Source organism: Amycolatopsis sp. NPDC043889 (assembly GCF_056435645.1).
On the sequence record NZ_JBWKEC010000014.1, the window covers coordinates 67,152 to 84,195 of the forward strand.

The 17,044-nt window shown below is 69.6% G+C and carries 14 protein-coding genes; 7 read left to right on the plus strand and 7 right to left on the minus strand.

From position 1 onward, the window contains the following. Positions 1-1,431 (minus strand): S8 family peptidase, encoded by a 1,431-nt coding sequence (locus AC0685_RS24490; RefSeq protein WP_478227661.1) that lies wholly within the window; start codon positions 1,429-1,431, stop codon positions 1-3. A 535-nt stretch (positions 1,432-1,966) separates the two neighbouring features. Between AC0685_RS24490 and AC0685_RS24495 the strand changes: the two genes are divergently transcribed. The 5 genes from AC0685_RS24495 (at position 1,967) to proB (ending at position 8,509) form a co-directional block, all read left to right on the plus strand. Next, positions 1,967-5,047 carry a translation initiation factor IF-2 N-terminal domain-containing protein gene (locus tag AC0685_RS24495; protein WP_478227662.1) on the plus strand — a complete coding sequence of 1,027 codons (3,081 nt, stop codon included), beginning with the start codon at positions 1,967-1,969 and terminating at the stop codon, positions 5,045-5,047. A gap of 170 nt (positions 5,048-5,217) precedes the next feature. Further along, positions 5,218-5,532, plus strand: a complete 315-nt coding sequence (gene rplU, locus AC0685_RS24500; protein WP_005158538.1) for a 50S ribosomal protein L21 — start codon at positions 5,218-5,220, stop codon at positions 5,530-5,532. A gap of 38 nt (positions 5,533-5,570) precedes the next feature. Next, positions 5,571-5,828, plus strand: a complete 258-nt coding sequence (rpmA, locus tag AC0685_RS24505) for a 50S ribosomal protein L27 (RefSeq protein WP_007034782.1) — start codon at positions 5,571-5,573, stop codon at positions 5,826-5,828. A 111-nt stretch (positions 5,829-5,939) separates the two neighbouring features. Beyond that, positions 5,940-7,403, plus strand: a complete 1,464-nt coding sequence (gene obgE, locus AC0685_RS24510; protein ID WP_340685497.1) for a GTPase ObgE — start codon at positions 5,940-5,942, stop codon at positions 7,401-7,403. Beyond that, positions 7,400-8,509 carry a glutamate 5-kinase gene (proB, locus tag AC0685_RS24515; RefSeq protein WP_478227663.1) on the plus strand — a complete coding sequence of 370 codons (1,110 nt, stop codon included), beginning with the start codon at positions 7,400-7,402 and terminating at the stop codon, positions 8,507-8,509. The genes obgE and proB overlap by 4 nt, the downstream gene beginning before the upstream one ends. Here proB and AC0685_RS24520 read toward each other — a convergent pair. The 3 genes from AC0685_RS24520 to AC0685_RS24530 all read right to left on the minus strand — a co-directional run bounded on the left by AC0685_RS24520 (position 8,506) and on the right by AC0685_RS24530 (position 10,291). After that, a complete protein-coding gene (locus AC0685_RS24520; protein ID WP_478227664.1) occupies positions 8,506-9,192 on the minus strand; it encodes a hypothetical protein in 687 nt (228 codons plus the stop codon). The two genes, proB and AC0685_RS24520, sit on opposite strands and share 4 nt — an antisense overlap. A gap of 2 nt (positions 9,193-9,194) precedes the next feature. Further along, the gene (locus AC0685_RS24525; protein WP_478227665.1) at positions 9,195-9,686 is read right to left on the minus strand and encodes a SigE family RNA polymerase sigma factor; all 492 of its coding nucleotides are present in this window, start codon (positions 9,684-9,686) and stop codon (positions 9,195-9,197) included. Positions 9,687-9,763: 77 nt separating this feature from the next. Further along, positions 9,764-10,291: a TetR/AcrR family transcriptional regulator gene (locus AC0685_RS24530; protein ID WP_478227666.1), complete on the minus strand. Its 528-nt coding sequence runs from the start codon at positions 10,289-10,291 to the stop codon at positions 9,764-9,766. An 81-nt stretch (positions 10,292-10,372) separates the two neighbouring features. On the opposite strand from AC0685_RS24530, the gene AC0685_RS24535 reads away from it, so the two are divergent. Then, complete coding sequence (locus AC0685_RS24535) at positions 10,373-10,897, plus strand: FAD-dependent oxidoreductase (RefSeq protein WP_478227667.1); 525 nt, start codon at positions 10,373-10,375, stop codon at positions 10,895-10,897. Here AC0685_RS24535 and argS read toward each other — a convergent pair. The 3 genes from argS to AC0685_RS24550 form a co-directional block, all read right to left on the minus strand. Then, entirely contained in the window at positions 10,892-12,616 is a 1,725-nt protein-coding gene (gene argS, locus AC0685_RS24540) for an arginine--tRNA ligase (RefSeq protein WP_478227668.1), read from the minus strand. The genes AC0685_RS24535 and argS overlap by 6 nt on opposite strands. A 72-nt stretch (positions 12,617-12,688) precedes the next feature. Then, a complete protein-coding gene (locus AC0685_RS24545; protein WP_478227669.1) occupies positions 12,689-13,975 on the minus strand; it encodes an MFS transporter in 1,287 nt (428 codons plus the stop codon). 92 nt (positions 13,976-14,067) lie between these two features. Next, positions 14,068-16,173: a RecQ family ATP-dependent DNA helicase gene (locus AC0685_RS24550; RefSeq protein WP_478227670.1), complete on the minus strand. Its 2,106-nt coding sequence runs from the start codon at positions 16,171-16,173 to the stop codon at positions 14,068-14,070. A 216-nt stretch (positions 16,174-16,389) separates the two neighbouring features. Here AC0685_RS24550 and nadD point away from each other — a divergent pair, with 216 nt between their 5' ends. Next, a complete protein-coding gene (gene nadD, locus AC0685_RS24555; RefSeq protein WP_478227671.1) occupies positions 16,390-17,022 on the plus strand; it encodes a nicotinate-nucleotide adenylyltransferase in 633 nt (210 codons plus the stop codon). Positions 17,023-17,044: the final 22 nt, after the last annotated feature.

Genomic DNA, 17,044 nt, shown 5'->3' on the forward strand with positions numbered 1-17,044 from the left:
TCACCGGGCCGGGTTCGCGCCGGTCCGCCGGGGCGCCACCGCGGCCAGCGCGTCGACCATCCCATGCCCGTAGAAGCCGTTGAATCCCGCGTATCCGGTGCAGTACGCGTCCTGCGAGCCGTCACCGGTCAGGTCGTAGTCGGCGGGACACGCGATCGGGGTGGCCTGGGCGTCCAGCGTCCGCCTCAGCTGGCGGGCGCCGTAGCCGGGATGCTTCGACGCGAGCAACGCCGCGACCCCGGCGACGTGCGGCGCCGCCATCGACGTCCCGCACAGCGGTGCGTATCCGCCGGGAACGGTCGAAAGCACGCATCGCCCGGCCTCGCCGCCGGGAGCGGCCACGTCGATCACGCCCAGTCCGTACGAGCTGTAGCCGGCCTTGACCCGCTCCTCGCTCACGGACGACACTGCGACGACGTCACGCAGGCCCGCGGGCAGCGCCTGGCAGCCTTCGGAGCCGGACCGGGCACCCGAGCGCGGCGACGGCACCAGCTCGGAGGCCTCGTTGGTCGCCGCCGCGATGGTGAGGGTGCCCGCCGAGGTCGCGTACTCGACGGCACGGGCCATGACCTCGTTCACCACGCCCCGTTCGTCGTTGTGGGCGCACGAGAGCGACCACGGGTCGACGAAGTAGCTGCTGTTCGTCACCGCCATGCCCTGTGAGGCGGCCCACATCAGCCCGCAGACGGCGGCTTCGGGGTCGGCGTACCCGCGATCGTCGATCACCTTCACCGAGGCGATCCGGACGCCGGGCGCCACCCCGGTGACGCCTTTGCCGTCGTCGGCCGCGGCGATGATCCCCGCGACGTGGGTGCCGTGCACCGACGTCGTCGCGGCCCAATTGCGGTCGGGCACGCCGGTCAGGCAGCCCGCGGACTTCTCGGGGTCGAGGGCGCTCGCCAGTTCGGGATGGGCGGGGTCGACGCCGGAGTCGAGGACGCCGACGACGACGTCCCGGTCGCCCGGCTCGATCACGCGGGCCTTGTCGGCGCCGATCGCGCGCATGTCCCACTGTTCGCCGGTGCGGTCGGTGGAAGGGACCTTCGCCGGATCCGTCGGCTGGAGTTCGGCGCGAGCGGGCGCGGATCTGGCCGGTGACGAGCCGTTGGCCCGCTGCACCGCCAGCCGTTCCGCCTGCGCGCTGAACGCGGCGGCGGGCCGGACCAGTTCGGCGAACGCACGGTCGGCCGAGGTCGCCACGGCCACCGCGATCTGCGGATAGTAGGTCGTCGTGCTGCCACAGCCTCCGTCGATGGCGGCCCTGGCCTCGGCCTCGGAAGTGCCCTTGTCGAAGGCGACGACGTAACGCAGCGCTCGTCCCTGGGGATGACACGATGGCGCGGCCTCGGCCGTCGCCACAGCGGCGACCGAGCCGCAGAGCACCACCAAGGCGCACACGGCCGCTCGCAGGGACCGCCCCAGCAGGGACACCGGACCTCCCACCGGAGAACATCGGACAACGAGGGCACCGCGGCCTGGGCTGGGCTGGACGTCGGTACCCCCGAGCGGCACGCTAGCCACCCTCGGCCGGGTCGACAAGCTCTTCCGCGAAGTTCGCTCGGCCGGTGGCCGCGGCGCGCCCGGGAGCAGGCTCTGTGGCACCGAGTACACCGGAGTGGGGCCGGGGTGTGGGATACTCGCGGTGGCCGCTGGCCGACGGGCACACGTGAGAGGTGGCGCTCGCGGTCTCGTGGCCCGGTGGTGTGCTGCACATCCTCCACACGCGTCGCCGCTGTATGAGGCTCGACGACGTGGCGGGCGGCCCGATGTCGCGAACGTGGCCAGCGCTCCGCCGAGCAGACCTTCAGCCGTACGCGGCGCCCGGACAACCCCGGCGCCGTCGCGGTGCCGGGCAAGGATTCCCGCTGCTGGTGACCACCACGGCGGAACGAACAGAAAGGGGCCCCTGCGCGGCCGCGTCGAGCCGGTGTGAGCCAGCCGACGCGCCCGGGGGCGGAGGAGATATATGTCGAACGCGGACACACCCGCCGTCACCGGCGGGAATACCGCCACACCCATCGCAGGCCAGCTGGGCGAACTGCCTCCCCGGATCCGGGTGCACGCGCTGGCGAAGCTGCTGGGATCCAACAGCCGTGAACTGATGGCCAAGCTCGGTGAGCTCGGCGAAACCGTCCGGAGCGCGCAGTCCAGCGTCACCCGTGAGGTGGCGCACAAGCTCGCCGAAGCCCTCGCCGGCGGAGACGAGCCCGAAACCGCCGAGGCGGCCCCTGCCGCCGAAGCTCCCGTCGCCGAGACCCCGGCGGTTCCCGAGACCAAGCCCGAGGCCGAGCCGGAGCCCGCCTCCCAGGTGGAGGCCCCTTCGCGGCGTGTTCCGCCCGCGCTCGCCGCCCCGGTGACGCCGGAGCCGCCGCAGCCGACGACCAGGCCCGCGAAGGCGGCCGTGCACGTCCCGGTGTTCGCCGCGCCGTCGCCGGTGTTCCTGCCGCCGGAGCCCGTCGCGGCGAAGCCCGTCCGCAAGCCGGAGCCCGCCTTCGCCCCGACCGAGGAAACCGCCTCCGACGAGGACGAGACGCAGACCGAGCAGGCCGAAGGCCACGGCACCGACGAGGACGGTGACGACGCCAACGGCCGTCGCCGCCGTCGTCGCGGGCGTCGTGGTCGCGGCCGGGGCAAGGGCGGCGACGAGAGCTCGGCCGAGTCCGAGAACGAAGACGAGCAGCCCGAAGCCCCGCGTAACCGTCAGCAGCGCGCGAAGGACAAGGACGCCGAGGCCGAAGAGGCCGGCGCCGAGACCGCCGAAGAGGTGTCCGCCGAGGCCGATTCGGAAACCGAGGGCGATTCGGATGGTGGCAGCAAGCGCCGCCGTCGCCGCCGCCGTCGCAAGGGCGGGGACGACGACAACGCCGAGGCCACCAGCGACGACCCGCCCAACACGGTCGTCCACGTGCGCCAGGCCAAGGCCGCCGAGACCGAGCGTCCCGCCAGGGACGAGGTCCGCAGCGTGCGCGGGTCGACCCGGCTCGAGGCCAAGCGCCAGCGCCGCCGGGACGGCCGCGAGGCGGGCCGTCGTCGTGCGCCGATCCTGTCCGAGGCCGAGTTCCTCGCCCGCCGCGAGTCGGTCGAGCGCACCATGGTCGTCGCCGAGAAGGGCGACTCCACGCAGATCGGCGTGCTCGAGGACGGTGTCCTGTGCGAGCACTTCGTGACCTCGTCGGGCACCGGCTCGATCGTCGGCAACGTGTACCTCGGCCGCGTGCAGAACGTGCTGCCGTCGATGGAGGCCGCCTTCATCGACATCGGCCGCGGCCGCAACGCCGTGCTCTACGCCGGTGAGGTCGACTGGGACGCCGCCGGTCTCGAGGGCAAGGCCCGCAAGATCGAGCAGGCGCTCTCCACCGGCGACTCCGTGCTGGTCCAGGTCACCAAGGACCCGGTCGGGCACAAGGGCGCCCGCCTGACCACGCAGATCTCGCTGCCGGGCCGCTTCCTGGTCTACGTGCCCGCGGGCGGCGCCACCGGCATCTCCCGGAAGCTCCCGGAGAACGAGCGCCGTCGCCTGAAGGACATCCTCAAACGCATCGTCCCCGAGGACGCCGGTGTGATCATCCGCACCGCGTCCGAAGGCATCAGCGAGGAGGAGCTGGACCGCGACGTCCGCCGCCTCAAGGCGCAATGGGACGTCATCAAGGAGAAGGCCGAAGCAGGCAACGGCGGCAAGAAGAACAGCGCCCCGGTCATGCTCTACGAAGAGCCGGACCTGCTGGTCAAGGTCGTGCGCGATCTGTTCACCGAGGACTTCGCCAAGCTGGAGATCCAGGGCGACAAGGCCTGGGACACCATCTACAACTACGTGCAGCACGTGGCGCCGGACCTGGCGGATCGCGTCAAGCGGTACACGGGCACCGGTTCGGCCTTCGCCGACCACCGGATCGACGAGCAGATCACCAAGGCGCTGGACCGCAAGGTCTGGCTGCCCTCGGGTGGTTACCTCGTCATCGACCGCACCGAAGCGATGACGGTCATCGACGTCAACACCGGCAAGTTCACCGGATCGGGTGGCAACCTCGAAGAGACGGTGACCAGGAACAACCTGGAGTCGGCGGAGGAGATCGTCCGCCAGCTCCGGCTCCGGGACATCGGCGGCATCATCGTCATCGACTTCATCGACATGGTGCTCGAATCCAACCGCGAGCTCGTGCTGCGACGGCTGACCGAATGCCTCGGCCGCGACCGCACGCGTCACCAGGTCGCCGAGGTCACCTCGCTCGGCCTGGTGCAGATGACCCGCAAGAAGATCGGCACCGGGCTGCTCGAAGCGTTCTCGACGCCGTGTGAGCACTGCAAGGGCCGCGGCGTGGTCGTCTCGACCGAGCCGCAGCGCACCGGTGGTGGCGGAAACGGCCACAACCACGGCGGCGGTGGTGGCGGTGGCGGCAAGGAGCAGGGCTCACGCCGGTCCCGCGGCCGGGGCAAGGGCGAGGATCAGGGCCAGAACGAGCCCGCCGCGGCCAAGACCGAGGCGCCGACGGCGCCTGCTCAGCGCGAGTCGGTGGTTTCGGCGGTCCAAGCCGTGGCCAACGCCACCAAGGCGGCCAAGGGCGAGCACTCGCACGAGGCCACCGAGAACGTCGAGGGCGCCGCGCTCAACGGCCACGCCCCTCAGGTGGCTGAGCGGCCCGCTGAGCCGGTGGCGGCGGATTCGGAGCCCGTTGCCGACGCGACCGTCGAACAGGCGGCCGAGGCGGCTTCCGAGCCGGTGCCGGAGCCGGTCGCCGAGGCGCCCGCGTCCGAACTCGCCGGTGAGCCGGTGACGACTTCGGACGACGAGGCTCCGGCCGTGCGTGAAGAAGAGATCGCCGTCGTCGCGGAATCCGGCCCGGAGCCCGAAGCACCCGAGATTCCGGTGACTGCTGAGACCGTTGTGACGGAAGAGGTTTCCGCGTCCGAGACCCCGGTGGCCCAGGAGGAGACCGAGCCCGAGGTGGACGTCCCGGCCCCGGCCGTGCGCTCCACGACCCGCCGTCGTCCGCGACGGGCGGCCTCACGACCGGCCGGTCCGCCGGTCAAGGCGTCGGAAAAGAGCTAGTGAACACCTAGGGGCACCCCGGTGTGATCGCACCGGGGAGCCCCACGTAACCTATAGAGCGGCCCGCCACTTAGCGGCGGGCACCTTGCGCAGAATCTGCCCACCGAGAATTTCTTGTTGGGCCGGGTCACGCAAGCCCCCACCCGTTGTCGAGTAAGCAGGAGACTTCCGTGTCGGCGTACGCGATCGTCAAGACTGGCGGCAAGCAGTACAAGGTGGCCGTCGGCGACGTCGTCGAGGTCGAGAAGCTCGAAGGCGAGCCGGGTACCGAGCACACCTTCCCCGCAGTCCTTTTTGTGGACGGTGGCGACGTCACCACGGACGCCGACGCGCTGGCGAAGGTCTCGGTCACCGGCAAGGTCGTCGAGCAGACCAAGGGTCCGAAGATCCGGATCCACAAGTTCAAGAACAAGACCGGCTACCACAAGCGCCAGGGTCACCGGCAGAAGCTGACCCGCGTCGAGGTCACCGGCATCTCCAAGTAGGACTTTCTCCGGATCTTCGTCAGAAAGAGGATTGAGCCATGGCTCACAAGAAGGGTGCGTCCAGCTCCCGCAACGGTCGCGATTCGAACGCGCAGCGACTGGGCGTCAAGCGTTACGGCGGTCAGGAAGTCAACGCGGGCGAGATCTTGATCCGCCAGCGTGGCACCAAGTTCCACCCCGGCGTGAACGTCGGCCGTGGCGGCGACGACACGCTGTTCGCGCTGGCCGCCGGTGCGGTCCAGTTCGGCGAGAAGCGTGGCCGCAAGACGGTCAACATCGTGCCGACCGAAGCCTGAGTTCCGGCTTCGAGTTAGAACCTCTGACGAGGGGTGGGCCGGAATATCCGGGCCCACCCCTCGTTTGTTTTATGTATCCCCCTTTTTCTCGAGAGTGAATAGAGGCAAGTCATGGCGTCCCGGTTCGTGGACCGAGCGGTGATCCATCTGGCCGCCGGCGACGGTGGGAACGGCTGCGCCTCGGTGCACCGCGAGAAGTTCAAGCCCCTCGGCGGCCCGGACGGCGGCAACGGCGGCAACGGCGGCGACGTGCTGCTGGTCGTCGACCCGAACGTCCACACGCTGCTCGACTTCCATTTCCGCCCGCACGCCCGAGCCGGCAACGGCAAGCTGGGCCAGGGCGGCAACCGCGCCGGTGCGGCGGGGGAGACGCTGGAGATGCGCGTCCCGTCCGGCACCGTCGTGATGACCGAGGACGGCGAGATCCTGGCCGACCTGGTCGGCCCCGGCACCACCTTCGTCGCCGCGCAGGGCGGCCGTGGCGGTCTCGGCAACGCCGCGCTGGCCTCCAAGGCCCGCCGGGCACCCGGATTCGCGCTGCTGGGCGAGCCGGGAGAGTCCCGCGACCTCGTTCTGGAGCTGCGCTCCGTCGCCGACGTCGGTCTCCTCGGCTTCCCGTCCGCGGGCAAGTCGTCGCTGATCTCGGTGCTGTCGGCCGCCAAGCCGAAGATCGCCGACTACCCGTTCACCACGCTGGTGCCGAACCTCGGCGTGATCACCGCCGGCTCGACCGTGTTCACCATGGCCGACGTCCCTGGGCTGATCCCCGGCGCGAGCGAGGGCAAGGGCCTCGGCCTCGACTTCCTGCGCCACATCGAACGCTGCGCGGTGCTGGTGCACGTCGTCGACTGTGCGACCTTCGAGCCTGGGCGCGACCCGCTGTCCGACATCGACGCCCTCGAAGAGGAGCTCGCCCGCTATACCCCGAGCCTCGGCGGCGACCTCGCCGACCGGCCGCGTGTGGTGGTGCTGAACAAGATCGACATCCCGGACGCCGCCGAACTCGCCGAGTTCGTGCGCCCGGAACTGGAAGCCCGCGGGCTCAGCGTGTTCGAGATCTCCACTGCGTCGCGGCAGGGCCTGAAGGAACTGACCTACGCGCTCGCCGCCGTCGTCGAGAAGTACCGCGCCGACCAGCCCGCCCCCGAGCCGGCGAAGGTCGTGCTCCGGCCGATGGCCGTCGACGACGCCGGCTTCACCGTCGAGCTCGACCCGGAGGAGGAAGGCGCGTTCATCATCCGCGGCTCCCGACCGGAACGGTGGATCCGGCAGACCAACTTCGGCAACGACGAAGCCGTGGGGTACCTCGCGGACCGGCTCAACCGGCTGGGTGTCGAGGAAGTGCTGGCACGCAAGGGCGCCGTACCCGGCAGCCCCGTCACCATCGGCGACGTCCAGTTCGAGTGGGAGCCGTCGACCCCGGCCGGGGTCGCGGTGCACCTGTCGGGCCGGGGTACGGACGTGCGGCTGGAGAACACCAGCCGGATCGGTGCCGCCGAGCGCAAGGAAGCCCGCCGGATCCGTCGTGACGGTCCGGACGGCATCGAAGACGAAGACGAGATGGACGACGAGTGAGCTCAACCCGGGTGGCGATCGCCGACGCGAAGCGGGTGGTCGTCAAGGTCGGTTCCTCAGCGCTGACCACCGCCGGCGACGGTCTCGACGTGACCAGGCTGGACGCTCTGGTGGACGCGATCGCCGACCGGGTCTCCCGCGGCACGCAGATCGTGCTGGTGTCCTCGGGCGCGATCGGCGCGGGACTCGCGCCGCTCTCGCTCGGCAAACGGCCGCGTGACCTCGCCACCCAGCAGGCCGCGGCCAGTGTCGGGCAGCTCGCGCTGGCGCACGCCTACGCCGAGTCGTTCGGCCGCTTTTCCCTGACCGTGGGCCAGGTTCTGCTGACTTCGGACGACGTTGTTCGCCGTGCGCACTACCGCAACGCGCAGAACACGTTCACCCGGCTGCTGGCCCTCGGCGCGGTTCCCGTGGTCAACGAGAACGACACCGTGGCCACCGAAGAGATCCGCTTCGGCGACAACGACCGGCTGGCCGCGCTGGTGGCTCACCTGATCGGCGCCGACGCGCTCGTCCTGCTGTCCGATGTGGACGGTCTGTACGACGGGGATCCCCGTGACGGAGCGACCCGCAAGATCGCCGAGGTCGCAGGGGAGTCCGATGTGGACGGAATCACCGTCGGCATATCGAGCTCCGGGCTCGGCACCGGCGGCATGGTCTCGAAGCTCGCAGCCGCTCGTACCGCCGCCGGCGCTGGAATCCCAGTCCTGCTCGCCGCCGCTTCCGAGGCAGCGCGCGCCCTGACCACCGCCGAGGTCGGCACGGCTTTCGCCGCCGCGGACTCCCGGCTGTCGGCCCGCCGGTTCTGGCTGGGCTACGCCGCGGGCGCGTCCGGGAAACTGCACCTCGACGACGGCGCGGTCGCGGCCGTCGTCCGCCGCCGCCGCTCGTTGCTGGCCGCCGGGATCACCGGCGTCGACGGGGACTTCCAAGCCGGCGACGTCGTCGACCTGGTCGATCTTCGACAGCGGACCGTGGCGCGCGGGGTCGTGGCCTTCGACGCGGGCGAACTGCCCGACCTCATCGGCCGCTCCAGCCACGACCTCCCCGCGGAACAGCGCCGTGAGGTCGTCCACGCGGACGACCTCGTCCCGCTGCGCCGTTAGGGCACCAGGCCCGGGGTCAGGGCGATTTCGCGAACCTGCGCCTCGCTCAGCGGCGGCCGCGCGTTGTCGCCGCCGTCGGTGGAGACCTCCACGATCGCCGTCTCGGTTTGATAGGCCGCCCCGTAGGAGAGGTGACCGTCCTTCTCTCCGGTCGTCGTCTCGATCAGGGTCCCGCCGTCGATCAGGCTCGCCGAGCAGGTGGCCGGGACTGGATCCAGTCTGCGACAGGCCACCCCCGTGGAGAGCAGCGTTCCGTTGTTGGGCAGCACGGTCACGGACAGCGAGCCGTCGCGAACCGGATACACCAGGCGGTAGCCGTTCCCCTTGCCGATCGGGATGGCCTTCAGGTCGAACGGGGTGTCCGAGCCGAGAGTGACCCGGGCCCGGACCGTCGCTTCGAGCACGCAGGAAAGCCGGGCCTTCGCCGCTTCGGTCGTTTCCTCAGTCGACTTCGAGCCGCAGGGTGAAGCCGCGGCCGGCTCGTTCCGGTCGGGAAGCGCGATGATCGCGGTTCCAGCCGGAAATCCCGCCGCGGCCAAGGCGACTGACGCGACCACTGTCGTCAGACGGCGCCGTCGTGACCGGCGGCCCGCGGCGAGCACGCCGTCGCCGGTGAGCCCGACGGGCGGCTCGGCCTCGGTCACGTACTCCTTCAGCGCGGAGCGGACGTCCTGGTCTTCCATGACTACTCCTTGCTCGTCGGGGAGGGCAGGACGGCGCGCAGTGCTTCGATCCCACGGGCGGTCTGGCTCTTTACCGTGCCTTCGGCGACACCGAGCAGCGAAGCCACTTCGGCGACCGAGAGGTCCTCGAGGAAGCGGAGAACGACCATCGCGCGCTGGCGCGGCGTCAGGCCGCTGAGCACCCGCTCGAGATCGATCCGATCGTGGCTGTCGTAGCCCGAGGGGGCGGCCCGGTCCGGAGGCGTCGAGGTCACCAGTTCCCGGCCGTGTTTTCGCTTCCGGCCGAGGAAGAGGTTGAGCAGGATCCGGCGCGCGTAGGCGTCGACGGTGTCCGGTCGCACCCGCCGCCATCGCCGGTACAACTGGACGAACGTGGCCTGCACCAGGTCCTCGGCGCCGTGCCAGTCGCCGCACATGCCGAACGCCAGCCGCCGGAACCGCTGCACGCGGGCCGCGAAGTACTCGCTGAAGTCGGCGTCTCTCGCTTGTCCCACCGGCCACCCCCTCTTCTTCGTGCCCTCTCTAGTCCGGCGGGGGCCCGAAAGGTTCAAGCGACAGCGGGGGACCTTTGCTACCGCTTCCCCTGATCGGCGAGGTGGCCGACGAGGCGCGCCAGCTGTTCGCCGTAGGCCTCGGCGAACTCGGCCGACGCGGGGTCCTGCCCGGAGACCGCGCGTACGACGCGAGGCAGCGCCAGCGCGGCACTGGACGCGGCCATGAAGATCACCAGCAGGAAGCCGGGGTCGAGGTCGGCAGGGAAGTCGCCCGCGGCCTGCCGGGCCCGTACGTACTCCACCTGCCGCTGGAGGAACCCGCGCTGGCCCTCGACGCCGACCGCGTCGGGGGCGCCGTCGGTCAGGTTCTCCCAGAGGAACAGCTTGGCGAGGTCGTGATCCCGGACTCCCGACTGGGCGAAGAACCGGACGACCTCCGCGAACGGTTTCTCGTGGTCGGCGGCCGCGACGTAGTCGTCGTACATCGTCGCGGTCAGCGCGTTGTACAGCCCTTCCTTGCCGCCGAAGTAGTACGAGATCAGCTGCTTGTTCACGCCCGCTTTCACGGCGATCTCGCTGACGCGGGGCTGTTCAGCGCGCCGCACGAGCTGAGCGGCGCCCTGTCTGTCGACGACGAGACTGCCGAGTACGACCCCGTCCTGTTCGACAACACCTCGAGTTACGTCATGTGGGCGTTCGCCGCGGACCGCCGACGCTATCCGGACGGCCTGTCGTCATTGTCCGGGTCCGCTCTGCGGTCCCTGGTGCTGGACCTGATCGACGACTGGGCCCCCGCGTTCAAGGAGCTGGTCGCCGGCTCGCCCGAGGGGTCGGTGTCCCGGCTGCCGATCTTCACTTCGAAACCCGTCGATCCGTGGCCGACGAGCAACGTCACCCTGATCGGCGACGCGATCCACAGCATGACCCCGTTCCGCGGCATCGGGGCGAACACCGCCCTCCGGGACGCGCAGCTGTTGTGCCGCAATCTCGTCGAAGCACGGAAGACCGGCGCGGTGCGCTCCGCGGTCGCCGACTACGAGCAGCGGATGCGGGACTACGGTTTCGCGGCGGTGCGCGACTCGGAACGCAGCGCCCGCCAGTTCGTGTCGGAGAACCGGGCGGGCCGCACTATGGCGCGAGGAATGTTCCGCTTCTTCCAGGCGGTCCCTCCGTTGAAGCGCAAGGTCTTCAGCGACCACGGCGACTCATAGCCGGGCAGGGGTCGAGATGCCGAGCAGGGACAAACCCAGTGTCAGCGTCTTCGAAGTGAGCTCGGCCAGCAGTAGACGCGAGTCGCGGACGCCGGGACCTTCCGCGTCCAGTACCGGGCACTGTACGTAGAACCGCGAGAAAACGACCGCGGTTTCGTACAGGTAGGTGCACAGCTTGTGGGGGAGATGCCCGGCGGTCGCCGCGCCGACCGCCTCGGGAAAGCGGGCCAGCGCGAGTGCCAGCGCTCGTTCCGCGGGATGGCCGAGCAGGATCCGCGCGCCGGTGAGGTCCTGGCCCGCCTTCGCCAGCACGGAACGGATCCGTGCGTTGGCGTACTGCAGGTAGACCGACGTGTTTCCGTCATGGGAGAGCATCCGGTCCCAGGAGAAGACGTAGTCACGCTCGCGATCGCCGGAAAGATCGGCGTACTTGAGCGCGCCGATCCCGATCGCCTCGGCGACCTCTTCCCGCACGCCGGGGGAGAGGTCGCCCCGGCCATCGATCACTTCGGCGGCGTGGGAGACCGCCTCGGTGAGCAGGTCGGAAAGACGGACCGACTCGCCCGCCCGGGTCTTCATGGCACGCCCGTCTTCACCGAGCACCGAACCGAACCCGATGTGCTCGGCCCGATGGTCGTCACGGAGCCAGCCGGCGGCCCGGCACACGGCGAACACCATCGCGAAGTGCTGCGCTTGCGGCGCTCCGACGACGTAGAGCAGGTCGGTCACCCCACGTTGTTCCGTCCAGTACCGCAAGGTCGCGAGATCGGTGGCCGCGTAGCCGTATCCACCGTCCCGCTTCCGCACGATGAGCGGCAGCGGATCGCCTTCCCGGTTACGGAAACCGTCGGGAAAGACGCAGACCGCGCCATCGCTGATCTCGGTCAGCCCGGCGGCGGTCAGGTCGTCCACGACGGCGGCGAGAAACGGGTTGTAGAAGCTCTCGCCGTAGATGTCCTCATCGGTCAGGTCGATGCCGAGGAGTTCGTAGACCTGAGTGAAATGCCGTGTCGACTCGTCGACCAGACGCCGCCACAGCGACAAAGTCTCATCGTCACCGCTTTGCAGGAGCACCACACGATTCCGAGACCGGGCCGCGAAGTCGTCGCCGCTTTCGAACTTCGTCCGGGCGGCCCGGTAAAAGCCGTTGAGATCGCCGATCGTGTAAGGACCAGACGGGCGCTCGTCGAGCAGATGCTCGATCAGCATGCCGAACGGCGTACCCCAGTCGCCGAGGTGGTTGTGCGGGATGACCTCATGCCCGGCGAACCGCGCCAGCCGCGTGATCGCGTCACCGATGACGGTCGACCGGAGGTGTCCGGCGTGCATTTCCTTCGCCACGTTCGGACTGCTGTAGTCGATGGCGATCCGCCGTGGACGCGGCGTCACCGCGACGCCCAGCCGTGGGTCACCGTTGAGCGCGGTCGTCCGCTCCGCCAGCCAGGACGAGCGCAGCGTGAAGTTCAGGAAGCCCGGCCCCGCGACCTCGGGTGGTTCGGCGAGGTCGGCGACGTCGAGCCGCGACACGATGTCGGCGGCGATCTCCCTCGGTGGCTTGCCGAGTCGCTTGCCCAAGCTCATCGCGAGATCGCACTGATAGTCGATCCCGTCCCGCGCGGAGACCCGCACCAGTGCGGACGGAGGTTCGATGTCGGTGACGTGACGAAGGGCATCCACCACGCGTCGCGCCAATTCCTCGCTTACATCGCCGAACAACACGGTGTCCCTCCTTCGCGCTCGTCGTAGGAGCGCGAGGGTAGCCACCTCGTCACGTCATCGGCGACGGAGTTTTCAGCGCAGGTCGCTGCCCTTGGTCTCCGGCAAGGTGCGAATGACGAAGAACGCGATCACCGCTCCGGCGGCCACGTACCAGAAGAACAGCGTGGACAACCCCGCGTCGGACAGCGCGGTGAGCACCAGGGGAGCAGTCCCGCCGAACAACGCGACGGTCAGGTTGTACCAGGCGCCGATGCCAAGACCGCGCAGTTCGGTGGGGAACAGCTCGCTCATGATCGCGGGCGCGATCGACGTCATCGCCGAGTACAGGCAGAGCCCGACGCAGAACACGACCAGCAGGCCCGGCAGCCCCGGCCTGACCAAAGTGGACAGCGGGACGATGAGGATCGCGGTCGCCGCCGCCCAGACGAGTAGCTGTGGCTTGCGGCCGAAGCGATCCGACAAGGCGCCCATCGGGTATTGAAGCGCGACGAACAAAGCCGTCGCGATCGACAACGCGAGGAACACGTCGACGTCGTCGGCCTTGCGGGTCTTGACCGCGAAGGAAGTCAGGGCGCTGAAGAACGTGTAGTAGCAAAGGGTCGACAGCATCGAGAAGCCCACGAGCTGCACGACGGCCCGCGGGTGCTCGCGGAGGGTGGTGCGCAGCGGACGCTCGACCCGGCGCGCGGTCGACTTCTTCTCCTCGAAGATCTCGGTCTCGGCGAGGCTGCGCCGGAGCCACAGGCCGATGATGCCGAGAACACCGCCGAGCAGGAACGGGATCCGCCAGCCGTACGCGGTCAGGTCCGCCTTGGACATCGTCCGCGCGAGCACGAATCCGAGGATCGAGGCGAGCAGGACGGCGGAACCGGTCGAGATGTAGAAGAAGGCGGAGTACCGGCCGCGGCGGGCGGGCGGCGCGATCTCACCGAGGTAGGCCGAAGCGTTGGAGACCTCACCGCCGAGCGACAGTCCTTGCGCCACCCTGGCCAGCAGCAACAGGATCGGGGCCAGCCAGCCGACCTGGTCGAACGTCGGCAGGAGACCGATGGCCACCGAGCCGCCCGCCATCAGCACGATGGTCAGGATCATCGCCGGCTTCCGGCCCCTGACGTCGGCGAACCGGCCGAGCAACATCCCGCCGAGCGGGCGGAAGAAGAACGCCAACGCGTAGGTGGCGAAGGTGTTGATCAACGCCAGGGCTTCGTTGCCCTTCGGGAAGAACTCACTGGCGAAGTAGATGCTGAAGGTCGCGTAGATGGTCCAGTCGAACCATTCCAGCGCGTTGCCGACACTGGCGGCGAACAACTTCTTCACCGGGAGCCGATGCCCCAGCCGCTCCGTCGTTGAGTCCGCCATCGGCACCTCCGTACTCGCGCGTGGACGGAACCTTGCCAGAAAGTCCCCGCGCGGGAAAGAACTTGTCGAATGTCGGGATCGGGGCTCTTCGGTTACGAGGTGCTGGCGAGAGCGAACGGCAGCACCGCACGGGCTCCGGCCTGGCGGAGCAGGCGCGCGGACAGCGTCATCGTCCATCCGGTGTCGATGAGGTCGTCGACCAGCAGGATCGGGCCGTCGGTCGCGGCCACTCGCACCGACAGGTCCTCGGGGAGGCTGAGGCGTTTCCACAGATCGGCCAGCCGTTGCGCGCTGTTCGCCTGACGCGGGGGCGGCCCCGCCGAGGCGACGGCGCCCAGGTACTCCAGGCGTCCGATCGAGGCCAGCTTCGTCGCCAGGCTGTGGACCAGCTCAGGTCGCGTGGCGGAAGGCACTTCCACCACTGCCACCGGGCGCTCCGGCCACTGCCAGCCCTTGAGCACTTCGATACAGGCTTGGAAGACCGGGTCGGGGAGTTCGGTGTCCACCGCGGCCGGGCCGACGAGTTCGCGCAGCCGCGTGCCCCAGCCTACGTCGGTCACCCGGCCGACGACCTGGCCGGTTTCGGCCTGCTCGCCCGCCGGCAGCCGCCCGGAAAGCGGAACGTCCAGCCCGGCCATCCCGGTCGGCCACATCTTCCGCGGCGCGACCTCGACCCCGGGACGGCGCAGCCGTTGCCGGGTGGCGTCGACGACGTCGTCGGAAATCGTGGTGTCCCAATGCTTTCCGGTGCAGTTGTCACAGCGCCCGCAGGGTGTCGCTTCGGGATCGTCGAGCTGCTTCCGGAGGAACTCCATCCGGCAGCCGGTGGTCTCCAGGTACGCCAGCATGGCGTTCTGCTCGTTGGTCCGCGCCGCGCTTACTCGCGCGTAGCGTTCCTTGTCGTAGCGCCAGTCTTCGCCGGTGCCTTCCCAGCCGCCTTTCACCCGGCGGACGGCGCCGTCGACGTCCAGCACCTTCAGGACCATCTCCAGCCGGGAACGGGAGAGCTCCACGAACGGTTCGAGTGCCGGTGTCGACAGTGGACGGTCCGCGTACGCCAGCGCGTTCAGCACCTGGGTCACCCGGAGTTCGTCCGGAAACGCCAGCGAACCGAAGTACGCCCAGATGTCCTTGTCCTCGTGGCCAGGCAGCAGGATCACTTCGGCGCGGTCGACGCCACGCCCGGCACGGCCGACCTGCTGGTAGTACGCGATCGGCGAGGACGGGGCGCCGAGATGGACCACGAAGCCCAGGTCCGGCTTGTCGAACCCCATGCCCAGTGCCGAAGTGGCCACCAAGGCCTTGACGTTGTTGTTCAGCAGATCGTCTTCGGCTGCCTGCCGGTCCGCCGGATCGGTCTTCCCGGTGTAGGCGGCGACCGGGTAGCCGCGCTCGGTCAGCAATCCCGCGACGTCGTGCGCGGCGGCGACGGTGAGCGTGTAGATGATGCCGGAGCCCGGCAACTCCGCCAGGTGCTCGGCCAGCCAGGCGAGCCGGGCCTGCGACGTCGGCAGCTTGGCCACCGACAGATGCAGGCTTTCGCGGTCCAAGCTGCCGCGCAGGACGAGGGTGTCGCCCCCGTTGCCGATGCCGAGCTGCTCGGCGACGTCGGTCGCCACGCGGTCGTTCGCGGTCGCGGTGGTGGCGAGCACCGGGACACCTTCGGGCAGGTCCTTCAGCAGTGTCCGCAGCCGCCGGTAGTCCGGACGGAAGTCGTGGCCCCAATCCGAGATGCAGTGCGCCTCGTCGACCACGAGCAGGCCGGCGGTCGCGGTCAGCTTCGGCAGGACGGTGTCGCGGAAGTCTGGGTTGTTGAGCCGCTCCGGGCTGACCAGGAGGACGTCGACCTCGCCTGCCGCGATCGCCGCCTGGACCTGATCCCACTCCTGCGGGTTCGCGGAGTTCATCGTCGCCGCGTGGATACCCGCCCTCGCCGCCGCGGAGATCTGGTTGCGCATCAGCGCGAGCAACGGCGAGATGATCACCGTCGGGCCGTTGCCGCGCTCCCGCAGCAACGCGGTGGCCAGGAAGTACACCGCGGACTTCCCCCAGCCGGTGCGCTGCACGACGAGCGCGCGACGGCGGTGCGCGACCAGCGCCTCGATGGCCGTCCACTGGTCGTCACGCAGGCGGGCGCCCTCGCCCGCCAACGACTGGAGGAGGGTCTCGGCGCGATCCCGGAGAGTCGATGTGTCCACGTCCCCACCTCTACCCCATGCCACCGACGAAGTCGCGATCGGCATGTCCATCCATGCCCCCGCCGCCACCCTCAACGGAGGCGCTTCGCGCCCAACTTGGCTTCGAAACGGACCGTTCATCCATGGAACGGACTGTAATGTGATCCAGATCACCGCCGGTCGGTGGGTCCGGCGACCCGAGCGTGGAGCCTCGAGCGCTGTATAGGCTCACGACCCATGTCACCACGCAGGATCGGGGTCATGGGCGGCACGTTCGACCCCATTCACCACGGGCACCTCGTCGCGGCCAGTGAGGTCCAGGCGCGGTTCGCGCTCGACGAAGTCATCTTCGTGCCCACCGGCCAGCCGTGGCAGAAGTCCGACAGGGTGGTCACCCGCGCCGAGGACCGCTATCTGATGACGGTGATCGCGACGGCGTCCAACCCCGTGTTCTCGGTCAGCCGCGTCGACATCGACCGCGTCGGGCAGACCTACACCGTCGACACCCTGCGCGACCTGCGTGCCGAATACCCGGACGACCAGCTGTTCTTCATCACCGGCGCGGACGCGCTCGAACAGATCCTCACCTGGCGCAACGCCGACGAGCTGTTCGACCTGGCGCATTTCATCGGCGTCACCAGGCCCGGCTACCGCCTCAATTCGCAGCATCTGCCGAGCGGGAAGGTGAGCCTGGTCGAGGTGACCGCGATGGCGATCTCGTCCACCGCGTGCCGCGAGCGCGTCGAAGGCGGGGAGCCCGTCTGGTACCTCGTCCCCGACGGTGTGGTGCGCTACATCGCCAAAAAGGACCTCTATCGCAAAGACCGGGGTTCCCCACCGGGTACCCTCGTCGGGCGCACCCGCGAGTAAAACCATCTGTTTGAGGAGAACT